This is a genomic window from Arthrobacter sp. CC3 (assembly GCF_039907775.1).
Taxonomy (GTDB): domain Bacteria; phylum Actinomycetota; class Actinomycetes; order Actinomycetales; family Micrococcaceae; genus Arthrobacter.
Genome location: NZ_JARCCY010000019.1, coordinates 54,489 through 77,019 on the forward strand (window position 1 = coordinate 54,489; position 22,531 = coordinate 77,019).

General features: G+C 66.3%; 19 protein-coding genes and 1 pseudogene. 13 read left to right on the forward strand and 7 right to left on the reverse strand.

Going from position 1 to position 22,531, the window contains the following annotated elements; genetic code table 11:
• Nucleotides 1-28 precede the first annotated feature (28 nt).
• Nucleotides 29-595 carry an NADPH-dependent FMN reductase gene (locus PV761_RS13055; RefSeq protein WP_347897317.1) on the reverse strand — a complete coding sequence of 189 codons (567 nt, stop codon included), beginning with the start codon at nucleotides 593-595 and terminating at the stop codon, nucleotides 29-31.
• A 127-nt stretch (nucleotides 596-722) separates the two neighbouring features.
• Between PV761_RS13055 and PV761_RS13060 the strand changes: the two genes are divergently transcribed.
• The 6 genes from PV761_RS13060 (at nucleotide 723) to PV761_RS13085 (ending at nucleotide 8,948) form a co-directional block, all read left to right on the forward strand.
• A complete protein-coding gene (locus tag PV761_RS13060; protein ID WP_347897319.1) occupies nucleotides 723-1,376 on the forward strand; it encodes a helix-turn-helix domain-containing protein in 654 nt (217 codons plus the stop codon).
• A gap of 360 nt (nucleotides 1,377-1,736) precedes the next feature.
• Nucleotides 1,737-2,723 carry an ABC transporter permease gene (locus tag PV761_RS13065; RefSeq protein ID WP_028271466.1) on the forward strand — a complete coding sequence of 329 codons (987 nt, stop codon included), beginning with the start codon at nucleotides 1,737-1,739 and terminating at the stop codon, nucleotides 2,721-2,723.
• Nucleotides 2,724-2,725: 2 nt separating this feature from the next.
• Complete coding sequence (locus tag PV761_RS13070) at nucleotides 2,726-3,697, forward strand: ABC transporter permease (RefSeq protein ID WP_028271467.1); 972 nt, start codon at nucleotides 2,726-2,728, stop codon at nucleotides 3,695-3,697.
• A complete protein-coding gene (locus PV761_RS13075; RefSeq protein ID WP_347897322.1) occupies nucleotides 3,694-5,976 on the forward strand; it encodes an ABC transporter ATP-binding protein in 2,283 nt (760 codons plus the stop codon). Before PV761_RS13070 ends, PV761_RS13075 begins: the two co-directional genes overlap by 4 nt.
• A 53-nt stretch (nucleotides 5,977-6,029) precedes the next feature.
• Nucleotides 6,030-7,739 (forward strand): ABC transporter family substrate-binding protein, encoded by a 1,710-nt coding sequence (locus PV761_RS13080; RefSeq protein WP_028271469.1) that lies wholly within the window; start codon nucleotides 6,030-6,032, stop codon nucleotides 7,737-7,739.
• 120 nt (nucleotides 7,740-7,859) lie between these two features.
• On the forward strand, nucleotides 7,860-8,948 hold the full coding sequence (locus tag PV761_RS13085; protein ID WP_347897324.1) for a Gfo/Idh/MocA family oxidoreductase: 1,089 nt from the start codon (nucleotides 7,860-7,862) through the stop codon (nucleotides 8,946-8,948).
• Between the two features lie 104 nt (nucleotides 8,949-9,052).
• Here PV761_RS13085 and ald read toward each other — a convergent pair whose 3' ends face one another.
• Entirely contained in the window at nucleotides 9,053-10,171 is a 1,119-nt protein-coding gene (gene ald / locus PV761_RS13090; RefSeq protein WP_028271471.1) for an alanine dehydrogenase, read from the reverse strand.
• A 93-nt stretch (nucleotides 10,172-10,264) separates the two neighbouring features.
• On the opposite strand from ald, the pseudogene PV761_RS13095 reads away from it, so the two are divergent.
• Nucleotides 10,265-11,627 (forward strand): annotated as a pseudogene (locus PV761_RS13095) (helix-turn-helix domain-containing protein).
• Nucleotides 11,628-11,637: 10 nt separating this feature from the next.
• Here the strand turns inward: PV761_RS13095 and PV761_RS13100 are convergent.
• The 5 genes from PV761_RS13100 to ptsP form a co-directional block, all read right to left on the reverse strand.
• Nucleotides 11,638-12,930, reverse strand: coding sequence for an FAD-binding protein (locus PV761_RS13100; protein ID WP_347897380.1), 1,293 nt, complete (start codon nucleotides 12,928-12,930; stop codon nucleotides 11,638-11,640).
• 202 nt (nucleotides 12,931-13,132) lie between these two features.
• Complete coding sequence (locus tag PV761_RS13105) at nucleotides 13,133-13,336, reverse strand: hypothetical protein (protein ID WP_347897326.1); 204 nt, start codon at nucleotides 13,334-13,336, stop codon at nucleotides 13,133-13,135.
• A 98-nt stretch (nucleotides 13,337-13,434) separates the two neighbouring features.
• The gene (locus PV761_RS13110) at nucleotides 13,435-13,830 is read right to left on the reverse strand and encodes a helix-turn-helix domain-containing protein (RefSeq protein WP_028271475.1); all 396 of its coding nucleotides are present in this window, start codon (nucleotides 13,828-13,830) and stop codon (nucleotides 13,435-13,437) included.
• A 61-nt stretch (nucleotides 13,831-13,891) separates the two neighbouring features.
• On the reverse strand, nucleotides 13,892-14,170 hold the full coding sequence (locus PV761_RS13115; RefSeq protein WP_347897329.1) for an HPr family phosphocarrier protein: 279 nt from the start codon (nucleotides 14,168-14,170) through the stop codon (nucleotides 13,892-13,894).
• Between the two features lie 37 nt (nucleotides 14,171-14,207).
• Nucleotides 14,208-15,893: a phosphoenolpyruvate--protein phosphotransferase gene (ptsP, locus tag PV761_RS13120; RefSeq protein WP_347897331.1), complete on the reverse strand. Its 1,686-nt coding sequence runs from the start codon at nucleotides 15,891-15,893 to the stop codon at nucleotides 14,208-14,210.
• 163 nt (nucleotides 15,894-16,056) lie between these two features.
• On the opposite strand from ptsP, the gene PV761_RS13125 reads away from it, so the two are divergent.
• From PV761_RS13125 to PV761_RS13150, 6 genes are all read left to right on the forward strand, one after another.
• Nucleotides 16,057-16,782, forward strand: coding sequence for a TetR/AcrR family transcriptional regulator (locus PV761_RS13125; RefSeq protein ID WP_028271478.1), 726 nt, complete (start codon nucleotides 16,057-16,059; stop codon nucleotides 16,780-16,782).
• A 58-nt stretch (nucleotides 16,783-16,840) separates the two neighbouring features.
• Nucleotides 16,841-18,802 (forward strand): PTS mannitol transporter subunit IICBA, encoded by a 1,962-nt coding sequence (locus PV761_RS13130; RefSeq protein WP_347897333.1) that lies wholly within the window; start codon nucleotides 16,841-16,843, stop codon nucleotides 18,800-18,802.
• Complete coding sequence (locus tag PV761_RS13135; protein ID WP_347897335.1) at nucleotides 18,802-19,956, forward strand: mannitol-1-phosphate 5-dehydrogenase; 1,155 nt, start codon at nucleotides 18,802-18,804, stop codon at nucleotides 19,954-19,956. Before PV761_RS13130 ends, PV761_RS13135 begins: the two co-directional genes overlap by 1 nt.
• A gap of 206 nt (nucleotides 19,957-20,162) precedes the next feature.
• Complete coding sequence (locus tag PV761_RS13140) at nucleotides 20,163-20,684, forward strand: GNAT family N-acetyltransferase (RefSeq protein WP_347897337.1); 522 nt, start codon at nucleotides 20,163-20,165, stop codon at nucleotides 20,682-20,684.
• 56 nt (nucleotides 20,685-20,740) lie between these two features.
• The gene (locus PV761_RS13145; RefSeq protein WP_347897339.1) at nucleotides 20,741-21,190 is read left to right on the forward strand and encodes a MarR family transcriptional regulator; all 450 of its coding nucleotides are present in this window, start codon (nucleotides 20,741-20,743) and stop codon (nucleotides 21,188-21,190) included.
• 25 nt (nucleotides 21,191-21,215) lie between these two features.
• Nucleotides 21,216-22,442, forward strand: coding sequence for an MFS transporter (locus PV761_RS13150; protein WP_347897341.1), 1,227 nt, complete (start codon nucleotides 21,216-21,218; stop codon nucleotides 22,440-22,442).
• Nucleotides 22,443-22,531 lie beyond the last annotated feature (89 nt).

A 22,531-nucleotide genomic window follows, 5' to 3' on the forward strand; every position in this document is an offset into this window, starting at 1 on the left:
GGTTGCCGGGGGCTTCAGGGGTGGCGAATCAGGCTGCTTCAGCAGCAGTTTCGGCCTTGGCCAGGGCAGCGAAAACGCCCTTGATCTGCTCCACGACCTCGGCGTCGTCCTTGGGGTGGACTTCGGCGAAGCGGACCATGGAGCCGGGAACGGCCAGCTTGGCGTCTTCAACGACGCGGGCGCCGGCGATGCCGACAGCCTTGCGGGCTTCGTCCTGTGCCCAGACGCCGCCGAACTGGCCGAAGGCGGTGCCGACGACGGCGGTGGGCTTGCCGCTGAGGGCACCGGCGCCGAACGGGCGGGACAGCCAGTCGATGGCGTTCTTGAGTGAGGCCGGCACGGTTCCGTTGTGCTCCGGGGTGACCAGCAGCAGGGCGTCGGCGTCATTCGCGGCGGCGCGGAGCGCGGCGGCAGCAGCCGGAACCTGGCCTTCGACGTCGATGTCCTCGTTGTAGAACGGGATGTTGCCCAGGCTTTCGTGGATGACAACTTCAACCTGCTCGGGCGCGTTCAGCTGGATGGCCTCGGCGAGCTTCTGGTTGGTGGATTCGGCGCGCAGGCTGCCGACCAGGGTAAGTACGGTGCTCTTGGACATGTGAACTCCTAGTATCTGGCCGCGGGAGGGATCCGCCGGCTGTTTGGTTTGCGGAGGCTGTTGGTGCCTTCATCCATGCTAAACGGACTGCGGTCCGCATATTATTCCCGGGGCTAGAATATTTCTTGTGAGCCTCATCCCAATCCGCTCCGGATCGCCGCTCGGCGGGGAAGCGGAACGCAGCGACGCCGCCCGCAACCGGGAGCTGCTGCTCAAGGCTGCCCGCGAACTCATTGAGGAGTGCGGTGCGGACGGCCTCACCATGGACAGGCTGGCCGGGCGGGCCGGCGTCGGCAAGGGCACGGTCTTCCGGCGGTTCGGTTCCCGCGCGGGGCTCATGATGACGCTGCTCAGCGACTCGGAGGCCGCATTCCAGGGCCGGTTCATGTTCGGGCCCCCGCCCCTGGGCCCCGGGGCGCCGCCGCTGGACCGGCTTGTGGCGTTCGGCGCGGAACGGATCGCCTACGTGCTGGAGTTTGGCGAGCTGGCCCGGGCCGCGGACGCCTCCGCCTACAACCGCTACGACGTGCCGGCCGCCGTCCTGTGGCACCGGCACATCGAAATGCTCCTGCGGGCCGCGGGCGTCACCGCCGATCCCTGGCTGATGGCGATGTCGCTGAGCTCAACCCTGGACCCGGAGCGGCTGCTGTACGCGGTGCGGGTCCACCATGTGGCCCCGGAACGGCTCGCGGAGTCATGGCGCGAACTCGTCACGCGCGTGGTCAGCTGCCCCGGAGGCGTCCCCCGCCCGGACGGCGTGTCTCAACCGGACGAAGGCTAGTCCATGGCGCCCCGTCCGGCCAGTCAAATCAATCCTCGTGATTTATTCATAACGATCTGGTACAGGACGCCCGTGTTTCCGCTTTTAGGCACCGTGGAGGGTTCCCCATATGTGGTAGTTTCCTCTGGAATGTGACCCGCAACATAGTCCACAAGGACAAGGCCCCCAGGGCCTGCGGGCGGCCAGACACCCGCTGGCCATGATCCCGGATCGGCGGCGGAACCCCTGCCGGTCCGGGAGATAACGGAAGGATCACCTGCTGTGAATGCTGATATGACACCGGCCCGGGGCGGCTTATCCGATGCGCCGCCGTCACTGCGCGGCGCGGGACTGGCACCGGCGATCCGGAGCTAGGCAGACATGTTCCGTTACCTCGCCAAAAGGGCAGCCACCTACCTGCTCATGATCTTCCTGACTACGACGGCGGGGTACTTCCTGGCCGTCAGTACGCTTCAGCCCGCGCTGCTGGAGCAGGAACGCATTCCACGGCCGACGCCAGAGCAGGTGACAAACTCCTTCCGGCTCAAGGGCCTTGATCCGACTCTCAGCCCCTGGGAACGCTACGTTGACTGGCTGACGGCAGTGGTCACGCGCTGGGACTGGGGACGAAGCCCCAATGGCGCCTTCATCAACGCCGAGTTCGGTGACCGCGTGTGGATTTCCACCCGGCTGTTCCTGGCCTCCATCGTCCTGACCCTCGTCATCGGGGTTGCGCTGGGTGTGTACACCGCCGCCCGGCAGTACAAGTTCCAGGACCGTGTGATCACGTCCTACAGCTACCTCGTGTACATCGTGCCTGCGCCGATCGCCTACTTCCTGGTGCAGCTCGGGGCCATCAACGTCAACGAAACCATCGGCGAACGGATCTTCTTCGTCACCGGAATTTCCACGCCCGGGCTGGAAGGCAGCGCCTGGGTCCAGTTCGTTGACATGGTGGCCCACTACACGGTGCCCACCCTGGCCATCACCCTGGTGGGCTGGGGCACGTACCAGATCGCCCAGCGCCAGTATCTGCTGGACAACGTCAACGCGGATTTCGTCCGGACGGCCCGGGCCAAGGGACTCACCCGAAACCAGGCCATCGCCCGCCATGCCCTGCGCGTCTCGTTCATCCCGGTGGCGCAAAGCATCGCCTTCACCATTCCGGCCATCTTCGCCGGTGGCTTCTTCGCAGAGAAGATCTTCGCGTGGCCGGGTGTGGGTTCGTGGAGCATCGACGCCATCGCCCTGCAGGACGTCAACGCGGCCACGGCCACCCTCGCGTACGGTTCGGTGATCTTCGCCATCGGCGCGATCCTCGCGGACTTCGCCACTACCCTTGTCGACCCGAGAGTGCGGGTGCAGTAGCCATGACCAACCTGAACGCGATCGACCCCGCCGCCGTGGCCGAGGAAGCAAGGATAGAGAACGACGACGTCGTGATCGCCAAGTCCGCGATCATCCTGCGGCGCTTCCTGCGGAACAAGACAGCCGTGGCCGGCCTGGTCATCTTCCTCGCCTTAACGGTCTTCTCCTTCGTGGGAGGCATCCTCTCCCCCTGGGACAAGGAAACCATCGACCCCTTCAACATCGGCATGCCGCCGTCCGGGGAGCACCTCCTGGGTACGTCCCAGGCCGGCATCGACCTCTACGCCCTGATGGTGGAAGGCACCCGGATCTCCATCCTCATCGGACTGGTGGTCGGCCTGGTCTCGGTGCTGATCGCCGCCGTCTACGGCTGCACCATGGCCTACTTCGGCGGCAAAGTGGACAAGGTGATGCTCTTCATCCTCGAAGCCCTCATCATGATGCCGGCACTGCTGGTCGTGGCGGTCGCCACCAGCGGCGGCGGCAACGGCCTCCGGGAAAACCTGCCCAGCTGGCTGCTGCTGATCATCGTGCTCCTGGTCTTCAGCTGGATGGGCACCGCCCGGCTGATCCGCTCCCTGTCGATGTCGCTCATGCAGCGGGACTTCGTCAAGGCAGCCCAGTACATGGGCATCCCGGCCCGCCGCATCGTCTGGCGGCACCTGGTCCCCAACATCGGATCGCTGCTGGTCCTGGACGTCACCCGCGGCGTCACCGGCGCCATCCTGGCCGAAGTCGCGTTCTCCTTCATCGGCATCGGCATCAAGGTCCCTGACGTCAGCCTGGGCGTCCTCATCAACCAGGCAACGTCCCAGGTCCAGACGTTCCCGTGGATGTTCTGGGTCCCGCTCGTGGTGATGTTCCTGCTGACCGGTTCGCTGGCCATGATGAACGACGGCCTGCGCGACGCCTTCGATCCCAGCTCCAGCTCCGTCGGCAGCGCCAAAAAGACTGCAGGGAAGAGGAACAAATGAGCCGCGAAACCACCGCCGGCGCCGAAATGACCGCCGAGCGCCTGCACGTCGCCGGGTTGCATGCCGCAGGTGACGCCGCGGCGGGGGCCGTCCTCTCCGTCCGGGACCTGAACGTCCGGTTCAACTCGGAGAACGGCGTGGTCCACGCCGTCCGCGGCGTCGACTTCGACCTCCTGCCGGGCAAGACGCTCGGCATCGTGGGCGAGTCCGGTTCGGGCAAGTCCGTCACCTCCCTGGCCATCATGGGCCTGCTGCCCACCACCGCCGAAATCAGCGGCTCGGTGAAGCTGAACGGCAAGGAACTGCTGGGCCTCAGCGACAAGGCCATGTGCCGGTACCGCGGCAACGACATCGCCATGGTGTTCCAGGACCCGCTCTCCTCCCTGACCCCCGTGTACACGGTGGGCCACCAGATCATCGAGGCGCTGACGGTCCATCACCCGAAGATGAGCAACCAGGCCAAGGAAGCCCGCGCCGTCGAACTTCTTGGCATGGTGGGCATTCCCAGCCCGAAGGACCGCCTCAAGGCGTTCCCCCACGAGTTTTCCGGCGGCATGCGCCAGCGAGTCATGATCGCGATCGCGATCGCCAACAACCCGCGGGTGCTCATCGCGGATGAGCCGACGACGGCGCTGGACGTCACGATCCAGGCGCAGGTCCTGGAGGTGCTGCACACCGCGCAGGAGGAGACCGGCGCCGCCGTCGTCATGATCACGCACGATCTTGGCGTGGTGGCCGGCATGGCGGACGACATCATGGTGATGTACGCGGGAAAGCCGGTGGAGACCGGCAGCGTGGACGATATCTACTACAGCCCGCGGATGCCGTACACCATGGGCCTGCTGGGCGCAGTGCCCCGCGTGGACATTGCCGAAAAGGCTTCGCTGGTGCCTATCGAAGGCATCCCGCCGAACCTGATCCACGAGCCCGCCGGCTGCTCCTTCGCCCCGCGCTGCCCGCTGGTGAGCGACGCCTGCCTGAAAGGGGAACCGGAGCTGTGGCCGGTGAGCGGTCCGCGGGGAGCCGGAAGCGGCATGGCCGGCAGCGGTGCCCACAAGGCGGCCTGCATCAAGACCGACTCACTGGGTGCCGAAGTGGACGTCCACGAGATCTTCCACGCCCCGGCCGTGCCGGTCTCGCGTTTCGATGCCGTCCCGCGGCTTGAACGCAGGAAGGTCCTGGAACTGAGGGACGTCAGGAAGCACTTCCCGCTCCTGAAGGGGTCGCTCATCAAGCGCCGGATCGGCACCGTGAAGGCCGTGGACGGACTGAGCTTCGACATCCGCGAGGGCGAGTGCTTCTCCATCGTGGGCGAGTCCGGCTGCGGAAAAACCACCACCCTGCTGGAAATCATGGAGTTCCACAAGGACCAGGACGGCGAGGTGACCATCGGCGGGCTGAGCAACAAGGCTGCCTCCGATGCCCGGACCAAAACCGCCATGCGCAAGGAACTCCAGATGGTGTTCCAGGATCCCACCGGTGCGCTGGACCCGCGCTTCACCGTCTTTGAGGTCCTGTCCGAGCCGCTCGAAAACGCCGGCCTGGACAAGCCCGCGATCCGGAAGCGGATCATGGAACTGATGGAACTGGTGGGCCTCCAGCCGGACCACGTCAACCGGTTCCCCAACCAGTTCTCCGGCGGCCAGCGGCAGCGCATCGGCATCGCCCGCGCGCTTGCGGTGAACCCCAAGCTGGTGGTCCTCGACGAACCCGTGTCCGCCCTCGACGTCTCCGTCCAGGCCGGCGTCATCAACCTCCTGGACAAACTGCGCGCGGAACTCGGCCTGAGCTACCTCATGGTGGCCCACGACCTGTCCGTGGTGCGGCACATCTCCAACCGCGTGGCAGTGATGTACCTGGGCAAGATCGTGGAAATTGGCGACGTGGACAACGTGTTCGACAACCCGCGCCACCCGTACACCCGGGCACTCCTGTCCGCGATCCCGGTGCCGGACCCGCAGCTGGAACGAACCCGCGAACGCATCATCCTGCAAGGCGACCTCCCGTCGCCGCTCGATGCGCCCAAGGGCTGCAATTTCGCCACCCGCTGCCCGGTGTTTGCCGCGCTCCCTGCCGCGAAACAGGAAAAATGCCTCACTCTCGAGCCGCCGCTGGAACCGGTCTCTTCGCCGCAAGCGGCCCCGGCCACCGCGGGCACTGCCGCCGCGGCCGTCCGGGCGGCCCGGGCGGCCGTCCAGACCGCCGACCAGCAGTTCGCCTGCTTCTTCCCGGACGGTGAACTCGACGCGGACATGCTTGTTGTCCACGACAGCCCCTAACTTGCCCGATCCCCAAAGCACCAACTCTCGCACCAAAGAATGAAGGGAAAACAATGAAGAATCTGACCAAGATTGGCGGGGTGGCCGCTGTAGCGGCAGCGCTCGCTCTCACCGGCTGTGGCGGAGGCGGGACTCCCACGGGTCCCGACGCAGGCAAGGGCCAGGAAGCCGGCAGTGACCTCACCAAGCTGATCAGCATTAACGCCAAGGATGCCAAGGACCTGGAACCCGGCGGCACCGTGACGCTTCCGCTGGGCAACATCGGTCCGGACTTCAACGGCTTCTCCAACAACGGCAACAGCGCGGACAACACCGCACTGCACCGCCCCATCGACCAGGCCGGCACCTGGGGCTGCTGGAACTTCGACTTCGACGGCACGGCGACTCCGAACAAGGACTTCTGCGAAGACGTCAAGAGCGAAGTCAAGGACGGCAAGCAGACCATCACCATCAAGGTGAACGAAAAAGCCACCTACAACGACGGCACGCCGATCGACGTCAAGGCCTTCCAGAACACCTGGAACATGCTCAAGGGCGAAAACAAGGACATCGACATCGTCAGCTCCGGCGCCTACGAGTTTGTTGATTCCGTGAAGGCCGGCTCCAGTGACAAGGAAGTGGTGGTCACCACCACCCAGCCCGTTTACCCGCTGGATGCCCTCTTCACCGGCCTGATCCACCCGGCCGTGAACACTCCCGAGATCTTCAACACCGGGTTCACCGGCGACATGCACCCGGAGTGGATGGCAGGACCCTTCAAGCTGGACAAGTACGACAGCGCCGCCAAGACCGTGACCCTGGCCCAGAACGACAAGTGGTGGGGCAACAAGCCTGTCCTCGACAAGGTGGTGTTCCGCCAGCTCGAGAGCAGCGCTGCAATCGCCGCCTTCAAGAACGGCGAGATTGACGGCGTTTCCGCGAACACCATCACCCCGTACAAGCAGCTGGACGGCACCAAGGATTCCGAGATCCGCCGCGGCCAGCGGCTCTTCGCCGGCGGCCTGAACCTCAACGCGCAGAAGGCTCCGCTCACGGACGTCGCCATCCGTAAGGCAATCTTCACCGCCGTGGACCGCGAAGCCCTGCGCAAGGTCCGCTTCAACGGTCTGAACTGGGAAGAAACCAGCTCCGGCTCCATGATGCTGCTTCCGTTCTCCAAGTACTACCAGGACAACTACCCGGCCACGGAATCCGGTGCAGAAGCAGCCAAGAAGGTACTGACCGATGCCGGCTACAAGCCCAACGCTGCGGGCATCATGGAGAAGGACGGCGTCCCGGCCGCCTTCAAGATCAGCAACTTCGGCGACGACCCCACCACCCTGGCATTCGTGCAGACCCTGCAGAAACAGCTCCAGGCCGGCGGCATGGACGTAGGGATCGACCAGCGCGCCTCTGCCGACTTCGGCAAGGTCCTGGGCAGCCGCGACTTCTTCCTGAGCGTCTCCGGCTACACCGTGGGCGCCGACGCAACGGACGCCGTCAAGCAGTTCTACGACTCCAAGACCAACGAAAACGAGCTGGGCGACGCCGAGCTGGATGCCGAGATCAAGGCGCTCAGCAGCATTGAAGACAACGCCGAGCGCAACAAGGCGGCCATGGAAGTTGAAAAGAAGCACATGGCCAAGTACTTCTCCATGGGTGTTGTGATGAACGGCCCGCAGATCTCCTTCGTCCGCACCGGCCTGGCCAACTACGGCCCGTCCCTGTTCAAGAGCCTGTCCCAGGTTCCGGACTGGACCACCCTCGGCTGGGAAAAGAAGTAACAATAGCCTGACAGCAGTAACGCCAGGGCCGGCATTCCCGTGATCTGTTCACACGAACTCTTCACGCGGGGTGCCGGCCTTCGCCGTCCCCGCGGGGGCGTGCGGGGGTAGCGTTGGACCATGAGCACTGAAGCAACCCCCGGCACCGGCCCGGGCAAACCCGCGATCCGGACGGCGGTCGCCGGCTTCGGCCTCTCGGGCCGCGTGTTCCACGCGCCGCTGATCGCCGCCAATCCGTCATATTCCCTGGACGTTATTTCAACGTCCGACGCCGGCCGGCAGGCTGAGGCGTCCGCCGGTTACCCTGCCGCCCGCCTCGTGAACACCCCGGCCGACATCCTGGGGCTGGCCGACGACCTTGACCTGGTGGTCCTGGGGACGCCGCCGGCCACCCACTACCCGCTGGCGAAGGCCGCGCTGGAGGCGGGGCTCGACGTCGTCGTCGACAAGCCCTTTGCGGTGCGCAGCAGCGAAGGGCAGGAGCTCCTGGAGCTTGCCGCCCGGCTGGGGCGGGTGCTGACCGTCTTCCAGAACCGCCGCTGGGACGGCGACTACCTGACGGTGAAGGGCTTGCTGGAAAGCGGCGTGCTGGGCGGCGTGACCCGGTTCGAATCGCGGTTCGAGCGCTGGTCCCCGGAGGTCTCGAAGGCCTGGAAAGCGGAAGCCACGGCGGACGACGGCGGCGGGGTGCTCTTCGATCTCGGCACGCACCTCATCGACCAGTCGCTGCAGTTGTTCGGCCCGGCGACGGTGGCGCATGCGGAACTCCGGGCCCGGCGGCCGGGCGAAAGGACCGACGATGACGTGTTCTTGGCGCTGCAGCATGATTCGGGCGTGGTCAGCCACCTCTGGATGAACATGCTCTGCGCCCAGCAGGGACCGCGGTACCGGCTCCTGGGCTCCGAGGGCGGTTTCACCAAGCACGGCGTCGACCCGCAGGAGCCCTACATCGTGGCCGGCGGCAACCCGCTCGACCCCGAATACGGCATCGAAGACACGGACTGGGCAGGGCTCCTGGGCCGGGACGGCCACCTGGACCGCCTGCCCACCGAGCGCGGCGCCTACCCGGAGTTCTACCGGCTCCTCGCGGCCAAGATCCACGACGGCGGCACGGCCTCGCCCCTGCCGCTGCCTGTGGATCCGGCCGGCCCCATCGAGGTCCTCAAGCTCATCGAACAAGCACGGGAACTGGCCTCCGCGCATGCTTAACCAAAACTGCGCTAGACGACAGACATCCGGCAGCGTGCGTCTAAGCGACGAAGGAGCGAGCACGCCGAGGATGTGTGTCGTCCAGCGCAGCCGGACGAAAAGGTTTACGCGGAGACCAGCTCGTGCCAGTCGGCTACGAGCGGCAGGTTGTGCGCTTCGGAGACCGAGTGGTGCGCCACGTGGCCGGCGGCAATGTTGAGGCCGGCGGCCAGTGCGGGGTCCTTCTCGAACGCGGCCTTGACGCCGAGGTTGGCGAGGGCCACGCCGTAGCGCAGGGTCACGTTCGTGAGTGCGTACGTGGACGTGTTGGGAACGGCGCCGGGCATGTTTGCCACGCAGTAGAAGATCGTGTTGTGGACCCGGTAGGTGGGCTCCTGGTGCGTGGTGGGGTGGGTGTCTTCGAAGCAGCCACCCTGGTCCACGGCGATGTCCACGAGGACGGAGCCGGGCTTCATCCGGGAGACGAGTTCGTTGGTGACCAGCTTGGGTGCCTTGGCGCCCGGGATCAGCACGGAGCCGATCACGAGGTCCGCGTCCACGACGGACTTTTCGATTTCGTACTTGTTGGACGCGACCGTCTTCAGCCGTCCCTGGTACAGGGCGTCGAGTTCGCGGAGGCGGTTGATGTTGATGTCCAGGATGGTGACGTCGGCGCCGAGGCCCAGGGCCATGGCGGCGGCGTTGGTGCCGGCCACGCCCGCACCGAGGACAACCACCTTGGCGGGGCGGACGCCCGGGACGCCGCCCAGCAGTACGCCCTTGCCGCCGGCGGGTGCCATCAGCGAGGTGGCGCCGACCTGGACGGACAGGCGGCCGGCCACTTCGGACATCGGGGCCAGGAGCGGCAGGGTGCGGCCTTCCTGGACGGTCTCGTAGGCGATGGCGGTGACGCCCGAGTTGATGAGCTCGCGGGTCAGTTCCGGCTCGGCAGCCAGGTGGAGGTAGGTGAAGAGGATCAGGCCCTTGCGGAAGCGGTGGTATTCCGCGGCAATGGGCTCCTTGACCTTCATGACCATGTCGGCGCGCGCCCAGACATCGTCGGCTTCGATGACGATTTCGGCGCCGGCGATGGCGTATTCCTCGTCAGTGATTCCGGAGCCCAGGCCTGCGCCGCGTTCCACCAGAACGGTGTGGCCGTGGGTGCGGAATTCGTGGACTCCGGCGGCGGTGATGGCCACGCGGAATTCGTTGTTCTTGATCTCTTTGGGGACGCCGATGATCATTTCTTGGGCTCCATCGTTGGTGGGCTTTGTGGGCCGGATGTGCGGGGAATCTGGTACTTCCAGAATAAATCCGCATGTGAGGTAGCCGACACGATGCCGCAGTTCGGACAAGGTGTCTTCCGCTTGTTTCAGGGGTTTTCCCGCCCGCGGCCTAGACATCTGTCGAGTGGTGAAGCGTCAGGTGTCGCCTGGTGTCCGTTCACGTTCCGTCGGCGCCGGGCAGTAAGGTGGCACCATGCACCAGCAGGATGTGGAACAGCTCGTTGAGCAGGTGGCCGAGAAGCTCGGCCGTGGACTTTCGCTGGAGGATCTCGACGGCGTCCTGCTCGCCTACAGCTCCAACCAGTCGCACGCGGACCGCGTCCGCGTGAACTTCCTGCTCAGCAAGCGCGTGCCGGCGGATGTGAAGGCGTGGCAGCTCTCGCACGGGATCGCGACGGCGGTGCGTCCCGTCGTCGTGCCCGCCAACGAGGAGCTGGGCATGCTGGGACGCGTCTGCGTCCCGCTGCTGGTGCGCGGCTTCCGCGTGGGCTACCTGTGGGTGCAGCAGGACATCGAAGACCAAAGCGCGACGGCGATCCTCACCCAGCTGCCCGGCGTCCGGGACGAACTGGAGCTGCTGTCCGGACTTCTCCTGGAGTCGAACACCGCTGAATCGGAATTCAGGCGCCGCAGGGAGCAGGAGTTCCTGAGCGCCTGCCGGGGCGAAGCGAATGCGGTGGCAGCTGTGGGCGGGTGGAAGGAAGTGCAGGGGCGCGGTCCGTGGCAGCTGGTCACCGTGCTCGACGCCGACGGCTGGGCGGAGGGATCCGATCCCATCGCCTCAACCCTGATCCACCGTTCCGCGGCGCTGCAGGCCACCATTGGCGTGGACGCGGCGCTGTTCAGCGCAGGCACGGAAACACACGCGGTGGTCCTGTTCCGGGAGTCCACCGGGCGTGCGGCCCACGCGCAGGTGCTGGTGCATTACCAGCTTGAACTCGCCAAGCGCTCCGGCCGGCCGGTGCGCCGGATCATCCTCGGCACCAGCGAAGGTTTCGCCAAACCGCGCGAACTGGCGGACGCGTACGCCCAGTCCCGGCAGGCTGCCCAGGCCGCCGCCGTGGACCCCCAGCTGGGCGAGCTGGTGGACTGCCGGGCCACGGGCGTCTACCAGCTGCTGGCTTCGGCAGGCGGCGGCGCCGGGGCGTGGGCCGACGCCGGCTCCGTCTACTCGCGCATCCTCGAAGACCACGACCGGAACGGCGAGCTGCTCCCCGTGCTGGAACTCCTGTACGACAACGACGGGTCCGTGCAGGACGTCGCTACCAAGCTGCACCTGCACCGGAGCAGCATCTACAACCGGCTGGGCCGCATCCGGCAGGTACTGGGCGTGGACCCGCTGAAGGGCATGGTCCGGCTGGAACTCCACGCGGCGCTCAAGGCCCGCCGCTGGTCCGGGCGGCCCCGGATCTAACTGCCGGTCCCTACTCGCCGAAGACCTTCCGGGCCAGGAAGTCGTTGCGGAATTTATGCTCCGGGTCCATCCGTTCGGCAAGGTCCTTGAAGTCGGCGAAGCGCGGGTAGAGTCCTGCGAGCGAGTCGGCGCCCGCATGGAACAGCTTGCCCCAGTGCGGGCGGGCGCTGAATGGCGCAAGTGCCTCCTCCATCACCGGGAGCAGCTCCTCCACTTCGGCCTGCCGCTGCTTCCAGGTGAAGTGGAACCCCACCGAATCCTGGCCGTAGGCCGTGCTGAGCCAGAGCCGGTCTGCTGCCACGGTGCGGATTTCCGACACGAGCAGCAACGGCGTGATCCGGTCCGAAAGGGCGCGCAGTTCCGCAATGGCGGCCACGGCGTCCTCGCGGCGGACGAAGAACTCGCTCTGGAGTTCCTCGCCACTGCTTGGCGTGAACGCCATCCGGAAGTGGGCCAGGCGCTCCGACCACGGCCCGGGGACTCCGAGCTGCCCGGTGCAGTTTTCGGCCGAAACTCCGGGCAGGGGGTGCCTGGCAACCGTGGCACGGGTGCCGCCGAAGAACGTCCCGCTGCGGTACGCCGGCAGGCCGGAGCCGGCGGCGTCTGCGCCCGGCACGCGGCTCTTCAGCCAGGACTGGGCGAGGGCGTCACCGCTCCAGTCCGTAAACAGGCTAACGCTGTAGGCGCTGGAGGTGGCGGCGTCGAAATCCTCCAGCACCATCTCCCACGGAAGTGCTTCAAAGACGTCCTGCCGGACCATAAACGTGGGTTCGATGTCCAAGGTCACCTTGGTGACCACGCCCAGCGCGCCGAGGCCCACGACGGCGCCGTCAAAGTCGGGCGAGCCGCCCCGGCTGAGATGGTGGACGGTTCCGTCCGCTGCCACGATTTCCAGCCCCGCCACGGAGGTTGCCAGGTTTCCGTTGGCATCCCCGGAACCGTGGGTGGCGGTCGCGATGGCGCCGGCCACGGAGATGTGCGGAAGGGAGGCGAGGTTGGGCAGCGCAAAGCCGTTGGTCTCCAGCTTTTCCGCGAGCGTGCCGTAGCGCGTCCCGCCGGATACCGTAACCGTGCGCGTGGCGGCGTCGATGCGGATGCCCGGATCCAGGTCCTCCAGCGAGACCAGGGAGCCGGGGGAGTCGGCGATGTCGTTGAAGGAGTGCCGGGAGCCGAGGGCGCGGATCTTCGAGGCTCCGGCCACCACTTCCTGGACTTCCTCGAGAGTGCGCGGGCGGTGAATGGCTGCCGCCGTGTAGCGGTAATTGCCGGCCCAGTTCAGTTCCGGCACGGCCCCGCGGGTCATGCTGGAGCTGACCGGGTAGCTGTCCAGTCCGGGCAGTTCGGTGGCCTCAGTGCGCATCGCATCCCTTTCGCGCCGGACCAACGTCCACCGGCGGTTGTGTTATCGCTAACAATTCTGCTGACCGGGTCCGCCACGTGTCAATGGCATTCCGCCGTTCAGACGTAGGCCGGGATCCGGGGCGGACGCTGGCGATTGCGCCCGGCTATGACGAGCCGCCGTCGCGCTCGGCAGCTTCGCGGCGGCGCCGGGCTAGATGGCTTTCCAGGCCCTTGGCGACCGCGACGAAGGCCACGCAACTCGCCGTAAACGCGGCCGTGTCGTTCAGTCCCATGACCCGTCCGAGGGCGGCAGTCAGCAGCATCGCGGCGAATCCCGCCACAATATGCCACCCTCTGAACTTACCCACGAATAAAGGGTAACCCCGGCCTTTAGGGCGTTTTGGCGAAGAACGGGGATCGTTGCTTGATCCTTATCACTGCTTCACAAATTGCGTCCGGCGCTACATCAAACCCGCTCGTCGGGGCCGGCCGCCTTGGCCTTCTTCTGCGTTTCCAGCCATTCCATGACGGCCGCCAGCCTGATCCGCCGGTGCGTGCCGCGGTACTCCACTGGAATTTCCCCGCGGTCCGTCATATTGCGAAGGTACGTGTGCGAAATCCCGGCGAGTTCAGCGGCCTGGGAAGTAGTCAGCATTTCCTCAACGCTGCTGACCGTGACGGCTTCGCCGCGGCTGAAGCGGCTCAGGAGGTCCACGACGGCGTCCCGTGCCTGGGGCGGCAGCCGGTGGACCGTTCCGTCCACAAACACCGTGATGTCGTGACTGTCGTTAAGGGCGTGCTTCAGCTTCAAGGCTTCATCGCCGGGGAGCCCGGCGGTCACGCGGGGAGCAATCAGTGCCATGCGGAAATCCTAGCGCCCCCGCGCGACCCGGCCTTGTCCTGTGATCCGGAAACCGGCGGCGCTATTCGGCGTCGAGGTCCGTCTCCAGGAGCGCGACCAAGGAATCCAGCGCCTGGTCCGCGCCGTCGCCGTCGGCCCGGAGTACCACGACGTCCCCCTTGGCCGCCCCCAGCGTCATGAGCGAAAGGATGCTGGCGGCGTCGAGGGCTTCGTCCGCCGGCTCGCCCTGCATGGAAATGGTGACGTCAACGCCGGCATTGCCGGCCGCCTCGGCAAAAAGTGCGGCCGGGCGGGCGTGCAGGCCGGATCGGCTGGCGATGGTTGCGCTACGTTCGGGCATTGCTTCTCCTGAAAGGGTTATGGGTGGGCGGCGGCCGTTAGAGGCCGAGTTCGTTGAGGACGGGCAGCTTTTCGCGCACCCAGGCCCGGGCTTCGGTGGCACTCGGTGCGGACAGCGCCAGTTTGGCCAGGTCCTGCGCTTCGGCCAGTGTGACGGTCTTGAGCACGGCGGCCACAGCCGCCAGCGAGCGTGCGGTCATGGACAGTGTGGTGACGCCCAGTCCCGTCAGCACGACGGCGAGGGCGGGATCCGCTGCCGCTTCGCCGCAGACGCCCACGGGTTTGTTGTGGCCCTCGGCGCGCGAGCCTTCCACGGTGAGGCCAACAAGGCGCAGCACGGCGGGCTGCCAGGGGGTGTTCAGCGCGGCCAGCGGGCCGAGCTGCCGGTCGGCGGCCATGGCGTACTGCGTGAGGTCGTTCGTGCCGAGGCTGGCGAAGCCCACCTCGCGCAGGATGGATTCGGCGGTCAGGGCGGCCGAGGGGACCTCCACCATTACGCCGGGGGTCTTGATCCCGGCGTCGGCGCACATGGAAGCGAAGCGCGCGGCTTCTTCCGCCGTGGAGATCATCGGGGCCATGACCCACACGTCCGCCTCGGACTGCTTCTCGGCCAGGGCGATGGCTTCCAGCTGACGGTCCAGGACGCCGGGCGTGGTGAAGTCCGTGCGGTAGCCGCGGACGCCCAGGGCGGGGTTGGGCTCAGTGGAGTCGGTCAGGAAGGGCAGCGGCTTGTCGGCGCCGGCATCGAGCGTCCGCAGCACAACCTTCTTGCCCGGGAAGGCATCGAAGACGCTCTTGTAGGCCGCGGCCTGCTCTTCCACGGAGGGCTCGGTGTCCCGTTCCAGGAAGCAGAATTCGGTGCGGAAGAGCCCTACGCCCTGCGCGCCGAGTTTGGCTGCCGCTTCGGCATCCTTGCCGCCGCCGACGTTGGCGAGGAGGGGCACCAGGTGCCCGTCCGCCGTCGCGCCCGTTCCGCTGAATTCGGCGAGCAGGGAAGCTGTGGCCGCCCAGGCTTCTGCTGCGGCACGCAGGGATTCGTCGGGCTCGGCCGTGATGGTTCCGGCAGCGCCGTCCACATAGACTTCCATGCCGTCCGGGAGCTGGTCCACACCGACTGCCGCCACAACGGCCGGCAGGCCAAGGGAACGGGCGATGATGGCCGTGTGGGACTGGGGTCCGCCGCCCGCCGTGACGAGAGCCAGGACCTTGTTCGGGTCCAGGGTGGCGGTGTCGGCCGGCGCCAGGTCTTCGGCCACCAGGACGAACGGCGTGTTGGAGGCGGGGATTCCGGGTGCGGGCACGCCGCGCAGTTCGGCGACGATCCGGGCGCGCACGTCCAGGACGTCGGTGGCGCGCTCGGCCATGTAGCCGCCCAGGTTGTGGAGCATTTCAGAAACGGAGGAGCCGGACTCCCAGATGGCGCGCTCACTCGAGACGCCGCGGGCAACCAGTTTGGCCGCGCCCTTGATCAGCATGGTGTCCTTGGCCATCAGTGCCGTGGCCTCCAGGACGGCCTTGCCGTCGCCCGTGGCGTGGGCGGCGCGTGCCTTCAGCTCGTCATGCACGGCCTGGGACGCCGTCTTGAGGGCGGCAGTGGCGTCCTCGGCCGTGACTCCGGCGGGCAGTTGCTCGCCCGCTGGCGGTTCACTGATGGGCTTGGGCATTTGGCGGATGGTGCCGATGATGCGGCCGGGGCTGACGCCTACTCCTGGGAAGTTCTGCACTGAAGGTCCTCATTCTCTGCCGGTAAGCAGGCCCCGCCGTTCGTCTGCCCGGGCGGTTGCCCGGACCGTCGCAACGGCTACGTCCGACGGCGTTTGCGGTGCCTGAAAAAATTGTATGTGATGCACTTCATATAGCGTTGCTATAGGTGCTAGGGTAGCGGTTATGAGTTTCGATGGCCAGCTTCCGCCCAAAGTTCGGCTGCTGCGTGCGGCCGCCGAGCTGCTGGCCAAATCGGCGGGCGCGGCCGTTTCAACCCGCCAGATCACGCAGCTGGCAGGAGTCTCGGCGCCGACGCTCTACCACCACTTCGGTGACAAGGAAGGGCTGTTCGACGCCGTCGTCGCGGCGGGGTTCGAAGAGTACGTGGCCGGTGAACGCGATTTCGCGCCGTCCGGCCAGCCGCTGGAAGATATCCGGCGGATGTGGGACAACCATGTCCAGTTCGGGCTGAACCAGCCGGAACTCTACCTGGTCATGTTTGGCAACATTCGCCCTGAGAGCCGCCCGGCCATCGTCGCCGATGCCGAGGCCCTCATGGAGGAAATGCTGAACAAGGCTGCGGTGGCGGGGCAGCTGAACGTCCAGCCGCGTGAGGCAGCCAGGAGCATCCTGGCGGCGAACGTGGGCGTGACGCTCATGCTGATCGCGGAGCCTGCCGCGGACCGGAACCTTGAACTATCCACCATGACCCGGGACGCCATGATTTTTGCGGTGTCCGCGGAACAGGCCAGCGGCACTCCGGAAGACTCCGGAAAGTCGTCGGTCGTGGTGGCAGCAATCGCCCTGAACGCCGCGCTCCAGGCGTCGCACTCGGACCAGCTCTCCAGCTCGGAACTCAAGCTCTTTCTCGAATGGCTCCACCGGATCTCCACCAGTTCCTCCAGCTAAGTCGTCGAAAATATCGGACCATCCTGCGGTGCAGCAGGAATCACGGTTAGGAAATCACATGGCAACAGAGACAGTTGCAAAACCCCGCACCAGCCTGCGGGTTGGCGTCCAGAAATTCGGGACGTTCCTGTCCGGAATGATCATGCCGAACATCGGCGCCTTCATCGCCTGGGGCATCGTCACGGCCTTCTTCATTCCGGCCGGCTTCACTCCCAATGAAGAACTGGCCAAGCTCGTCGGGCCAATGATCACCTTCCTCCTGCCGCTCCTGATCGGCTACACCGGCGGACGGATGGTCCACGGCGTGCGTGGCGGCGTCGTCGGCGCGGCCGCAACCATGGGCGTGATTGTCGGTACGGACATCCCCATGTTCATCGGCGCCATGATCATGGGACCGCTGACCGCCTGGATCATGAAGAAGCTGGACAAGGTCTGGGAAGGCCGGGTCAAGCCGGGCTTCGAGATGCTGATTGACAACTTCACTGCCGGCATCGTGGCCGCCCTCATGGCCATCTTCGGCATGCTGGTGATCGGCCCGGTGGTGAAGACTTTCAGCAACGGCGCCAGTGCCGTCGTCGAATGGCTCGTCACCAACGGCCTGTTGCCGTTCACCAGCATCTTCATCGAACCCGCCAAGGTGCTGTTCCTGAACAACGCCGTCAACCACGGGATCCTGACACCCCTCGGCACGGAACAGGCCCTGCAAAACGGCAAGTCCATCCTGTTCCTGCTCGAAGCCAACCCCGGCCCCGGCGTGGGCATCCTGCTGGCCTACATGATTTTCGGCAAGGGCCTGGCCAAGGCGTCAGCCCCGGGTGCTGCCCTGATCCAGTTCGTCGGCGGTATCCACGAAATCTACTTCCCGTTCGTGCTGATGAAGCCCATCATCATCCTCGCCGCAATCGGCGGCGGCATGACCGGCATTTTCACCCTGGTGCTCACCGGCGCCGGCCTGCGCTCCCCGGCAGCCCCGGGCAGCATCATCGCCGTCTTCGCCGCGACCGCCAGCGACAGCTACTTCGGGGTGGCACTGTCCGTGCTGCTCGCCGCCACGGTGTCCTTCCTGATCGCCTCGGTGATCCTGAAGTCCAGCAAGACCCCCGTGGGTGAAACCGAGGAGGACAGCCTCAGCGCCGCCACCTCCCGGATGGAAGCCATGAAGGGCAAGAAGAGCTCCGTCTCCTCCACCCTGACCGGCGCGGGTGCAACCACCGCCGTTATGGCAGGTCCCATCAAGAACATTGTGTTTGCCTGCGATGCCGGCATGGGCTCCAGTGCAATGGGCGCCTCGGTGCTGCGGAACAAGATCAAGGCGGCCGGCTTCCCCGACGTCAAGGTCACCAACTCCGCCATCGCCAACCTGAGCGACACCTACGATGTTGTGATCACGCACCAGGACCTGACCGAACGGGCCAAGCCCGCCACGGCCAGTGCCGTACACGTGTCCGTCGACAACTTCATGAACAGCCCGCGGTATGACGAGATCGTGGAGCTGGTCAAGAGCAGCAACACCGAAGGGTCGGCTGCCCCTGCCGCCGCTGCTGCCGTCCCGGCAACTGCTGAGGCCGCACCTGAGGCCGCACCGCCGTCGGACATCCTGGTGGCAGACAGTGTGATCCTCAACGGCACGGCCACCACCCGTGACGGCGCCATCGACGAAGCGGGCAGGCTCCTGCTGGACCGCGGCGCCGTGGACAGCGGCTACATCGATGCCATGCACGAACGCGAGGAATCCGTGTCCACCTACATGGGCAGCTTCCTGGCCATTCCGCACGGCACCAACGCCGCCAAGGACCACATCATGAAATCCGCGGTGTCCGTGATCCGTTACCCGAACGGCATCGACTGGAACGGCAAGGAGGTCAAGTTCGTAGTGGGCGTCGCCGGCATCAACAACGAGCACCTGCAGATCCTGTCCTCCATCGCCAAGGTCTTCACCAACAAGGCCCAGGTGGCCCAGCTTGAGGCGGCCACCACGGTGGACGAAGTGCTGGAACTCTTCGGAAAGGTCAACGCATAGTGAAGGCAGTTCATTTTGGGGCCGGGAACATCGGCCGGGGCTTCGTGGGGCTGCTGTTGCACCAGGCAGGCTACGAGCTCGTGTTCGCCGACGTCGCGGAGGAACTGATCTCGCAGCTCGCCGCCGCGGACAGCTATGACGTCCACGAAGTGGGGGAGAACCCCACGGTCCGTACCGTGGACAACTTCCGGGCGCTCAACTCCGGAACCCAGGAGGCGGACGTCGTGGCGGAAATCGCGACGGCGGACGTGGTCACCACCGCGGTGGGGCCGCACATCCTGAAGTTCGTGGCGCCGGTGATCGCCAAGGGCATTGCTGCCAGGGCGGCGGGGCTGGCTCCGCTGCAGGTGATGGCGTGCGAGAACGCGATCAATGCCACCGACATCCTGCGGGACGAAGTGGCGGCTCAGTGGGACGCCGCCGCGGGACCGCTCGAGGCCGCGGCCGTGTTTGCCAACACGGCCGTTGACCGGATCGTCCCCAACCAGGATCCGGGCAAGGGCCTGGATGTCACGGTGGAGACGTTCTACGAGTGGGTCATCGACCGCACGCCTTTCGGGGACAATGCGCCGGTCATTCCGGGTGCCACGTTTGTGGACAACCTGGAGCCGTACATCGAGCGGAAGCTGTTCACCGTGAACACCGGCCACGCCTCGGCCGCCTACTTTGGGTTCGAGGCTGGGCTCGGCAAGATCTCCGAGGCCATGGCGGACCAGGACGTCGCCGCCGATGTGCGTGCCGTCCTGGACGAGACCAAGGAGCTGCTGATCCACAAGCACGGCTTCAACCGCGAGGAGCAGGAAGCCTACGTCGAGAAGATCCTGGGCCGCTTCACCAACCCGCACCTGCCGGATACCGTGAACCGGGTGGGGCGGGCGCCGTTGCGCAAGCTCAGCCGGCACGAGCGGTTCATCGGCCCGGCGGCGGAGCTGGCCGAGCGCGGAATCGTGCCCGAGGCGCTGCTGGGAGCCATTGCGGCGGCCCTGCGCTTCAACGACCCCGCGGACGCCGAAGCAGCCGAGCTGGCGCAGATCGTGGCATCGTCCACGGCTGCGGAGGCCACGGAAAAGGTGACCGGCCTGACCGCCGAGCATCCGCTATTCGCGGCTGTGGAGGCACTGGTGGAAGAAGTCAAAGCGGAGGCCAAGGTCTAGCGCGCACTTCCCAGGGCCCGACGCTCTCTCACTTTCCGTCGGTTTTTCGGCGACCCTCTCTCAGATCCGGTCCGGTTTACGCAGGCGCTCTCTCACCCCAGTTCATCAGGTGAGAGAGCGTTTGTGGTTTCCGCGCGAAAGGTGAGAGAGCGTTGGGGATTTGGGGACAGGAAGTGAGAGAGCGTTGGCTGTGTCAGGCTGGGCTGGTGACTTCAGCGCAACATGACCCGTCCGCCCTGCTCACCCTCGACGTCGACGGCGGGACCTTCCGCCTCCGCCACGCCACCCGGGCAGACCTTCCCGACATCCTGGACCTCCTGGCCGACGACCAGCTGGGTGCAACGCGCGAGGACAGCTCGGAAATGGCGCCGTACGAGCATGCCTTCGAGGCGATCGACGGCGATCCGGCCCACCTTCTCGTCGTCGGCGAGCTCCTGGAGCCGGGGGAACCGGCCGGGGCGGTTGTCGCCACGTTCCAGCTGAGCTTCATCCCGGGCCTCTCCCGCCGCGGCGCCTGGCGCAGCCAGCTCGAAGCCGTCCGGGTGTCTGCGCGGCTGCGTGGCCTCGGGATCGGAGCGGCCATGGTGCAGTGGGCCGCGGAGGAGTCCCGCCGCCGGGGTTGCGCCCTGATGCAGCTCACCACCGACAAGTCACGCAAGGACGCCCACCGCTTCTACGAACGCCTGGGCTTTGCAGCCAGCCACGAGGGCATGAAACTCACCCTCTAATCCCGTGAGCCCGACTTCTTGACTATTAGGTACCCTAACTATTAGGCTACCTAACTATGAGTGATGTTGAACTACCGCCGGCCTCCCTGCAGAACCTCGCCCAGGACTTCCGCGAGGCCCTCAGGCACAGCGTCTACCTGGTCCGCCGCCTCGATAACGAGGGTGAGCTCAGCGCCGCCCAGCTCAGCACGCTCAAGATGCTGCTTCACGACGGCGTCCGCGTGGGTGAAATTGCCCGGAACCTTGGCGTCAAGGTGCCCAGCGCCACCGAGCAGATCATCAAGCTGGAAAAAGCAGACCTTGTGCGGCGCGATCCCGACCCCGACGACTCCCGCGCCGTGCGCGTTGTGCTGACGGCGGAAGGCCGGGCCGCCGTCGACTCCGCAAACGAGCGGCGCAATGCCGTGATGGCAAAAATCCTGGTGACCCTCAGCGACAGCGAACGTCAGGCACTGGCCGCGGCACTGCCGGTGATCGAAAAAATCAACAGCACCGTTCAGAACTAGAATCCCAGACTTAGGAGAACCCTTCATGGAAGGCCAGCTCGCCGCCACGCGGCCGGCAGTGGAAGAAACCCTCGAGGCTGAAAAGGCCTCCCTGATCAAGCAGCCAAAGGCGGTATGGGCCACGGCGCTCGCTGCCGTGTTCGCCTTCATGGGCATCGGCCTGGTGGATCCGATTCTCCCGGCGATCGCCAAGAACCTGGACGCCACGCCCAGCCAGGTCTCGCTCCTGTTCACAAGCTATTTCCTGGTTACTGCCGTGGCCATGCTGATCACCGGCTTTGTGTCCTCCCGGATCGGCGGCAAGAAGACCCTGCTCATCGGCCTCGCCGTGATCGTGGTCTTCGCCTCCCTGTCCGGACTGTCCGGCAGCGTGGGTGAACTGATCGGCTTCCGCGCTGGCTGGGGCCTGGGCAACGCGCTGTTCGTGGCCACGGCGCTCGCCGTCATTGTGGGCGTCGCGAGCGGCGGCGCGGGGACGGCCATCATCCTCTACGAGGCGGCACTGGGGTTGGGCATCTCCCTCGGCCCGCTGCTCGGCGCCCTGCTGGGCGGCTGGCAATGGCGTGCCCCGTTCTTCGGGACCGCGGTGCTCATGGCCGCAGCCTTCATCGCGCTCATCGCCCTGCTGCCCAAAACCCCGCTCCCTGAGCGGAAGGTCCGGCTCCGCGACCCGCTGCTGGCCCTGGGCCACAAGGGACTGCGCACGACGGCGGCCAGCGGCCTGTTCTACAACTACGGCTTCTTCACCATCCTGGCTTTCACGCCGTTCATCCTCGGCATGGACGCCTACGGAATCGGCGGGGTGTTCTTCGGCTGGGGTGTGGCCGTCGCGGTGTTCTCCGTCTTTGTGGCCCCCGTCCTGCAGAACCGTTTCGGGGCCACAAAGGTGCTGATGGGCACCCTGGCCGTCCTCATGCTTGACCTGGCCGGGCTGGGGCTGGCAGCCGGGCACTCGGTGCCTGCCGTCGTCGTCCTGGTGGTTGTTTCCGGGGCGCTGCTGGGCATCAACAACACTGTCTACACGGAACTGGCCATGGGCGTTTCGGATTCACCGCGGCCGGTGGCGTCTGCCGGGTACAACTTCGTGCGCTGGATGGGCGGCGCCCTGGCACCCTTTGCCGCGGCCCAGCTGGGTGAGCACTTCGGCCCGCAGGTTCCCTTCTTCGCGGGGGCACTGGCCATGGTGGCGGCCATCGCCGTTGCCTTCGGCGGACGGCGATACCTGGCAGCCCACGAACCCCACGTGGTCTAAGGCGGACCCCCGGAGACAGTCCCGGAGACGGTCCCGGCGATGAATAAGGCCCATGCTCGCGAAGAGCATGGGCCTTATCTGTCCGCTCG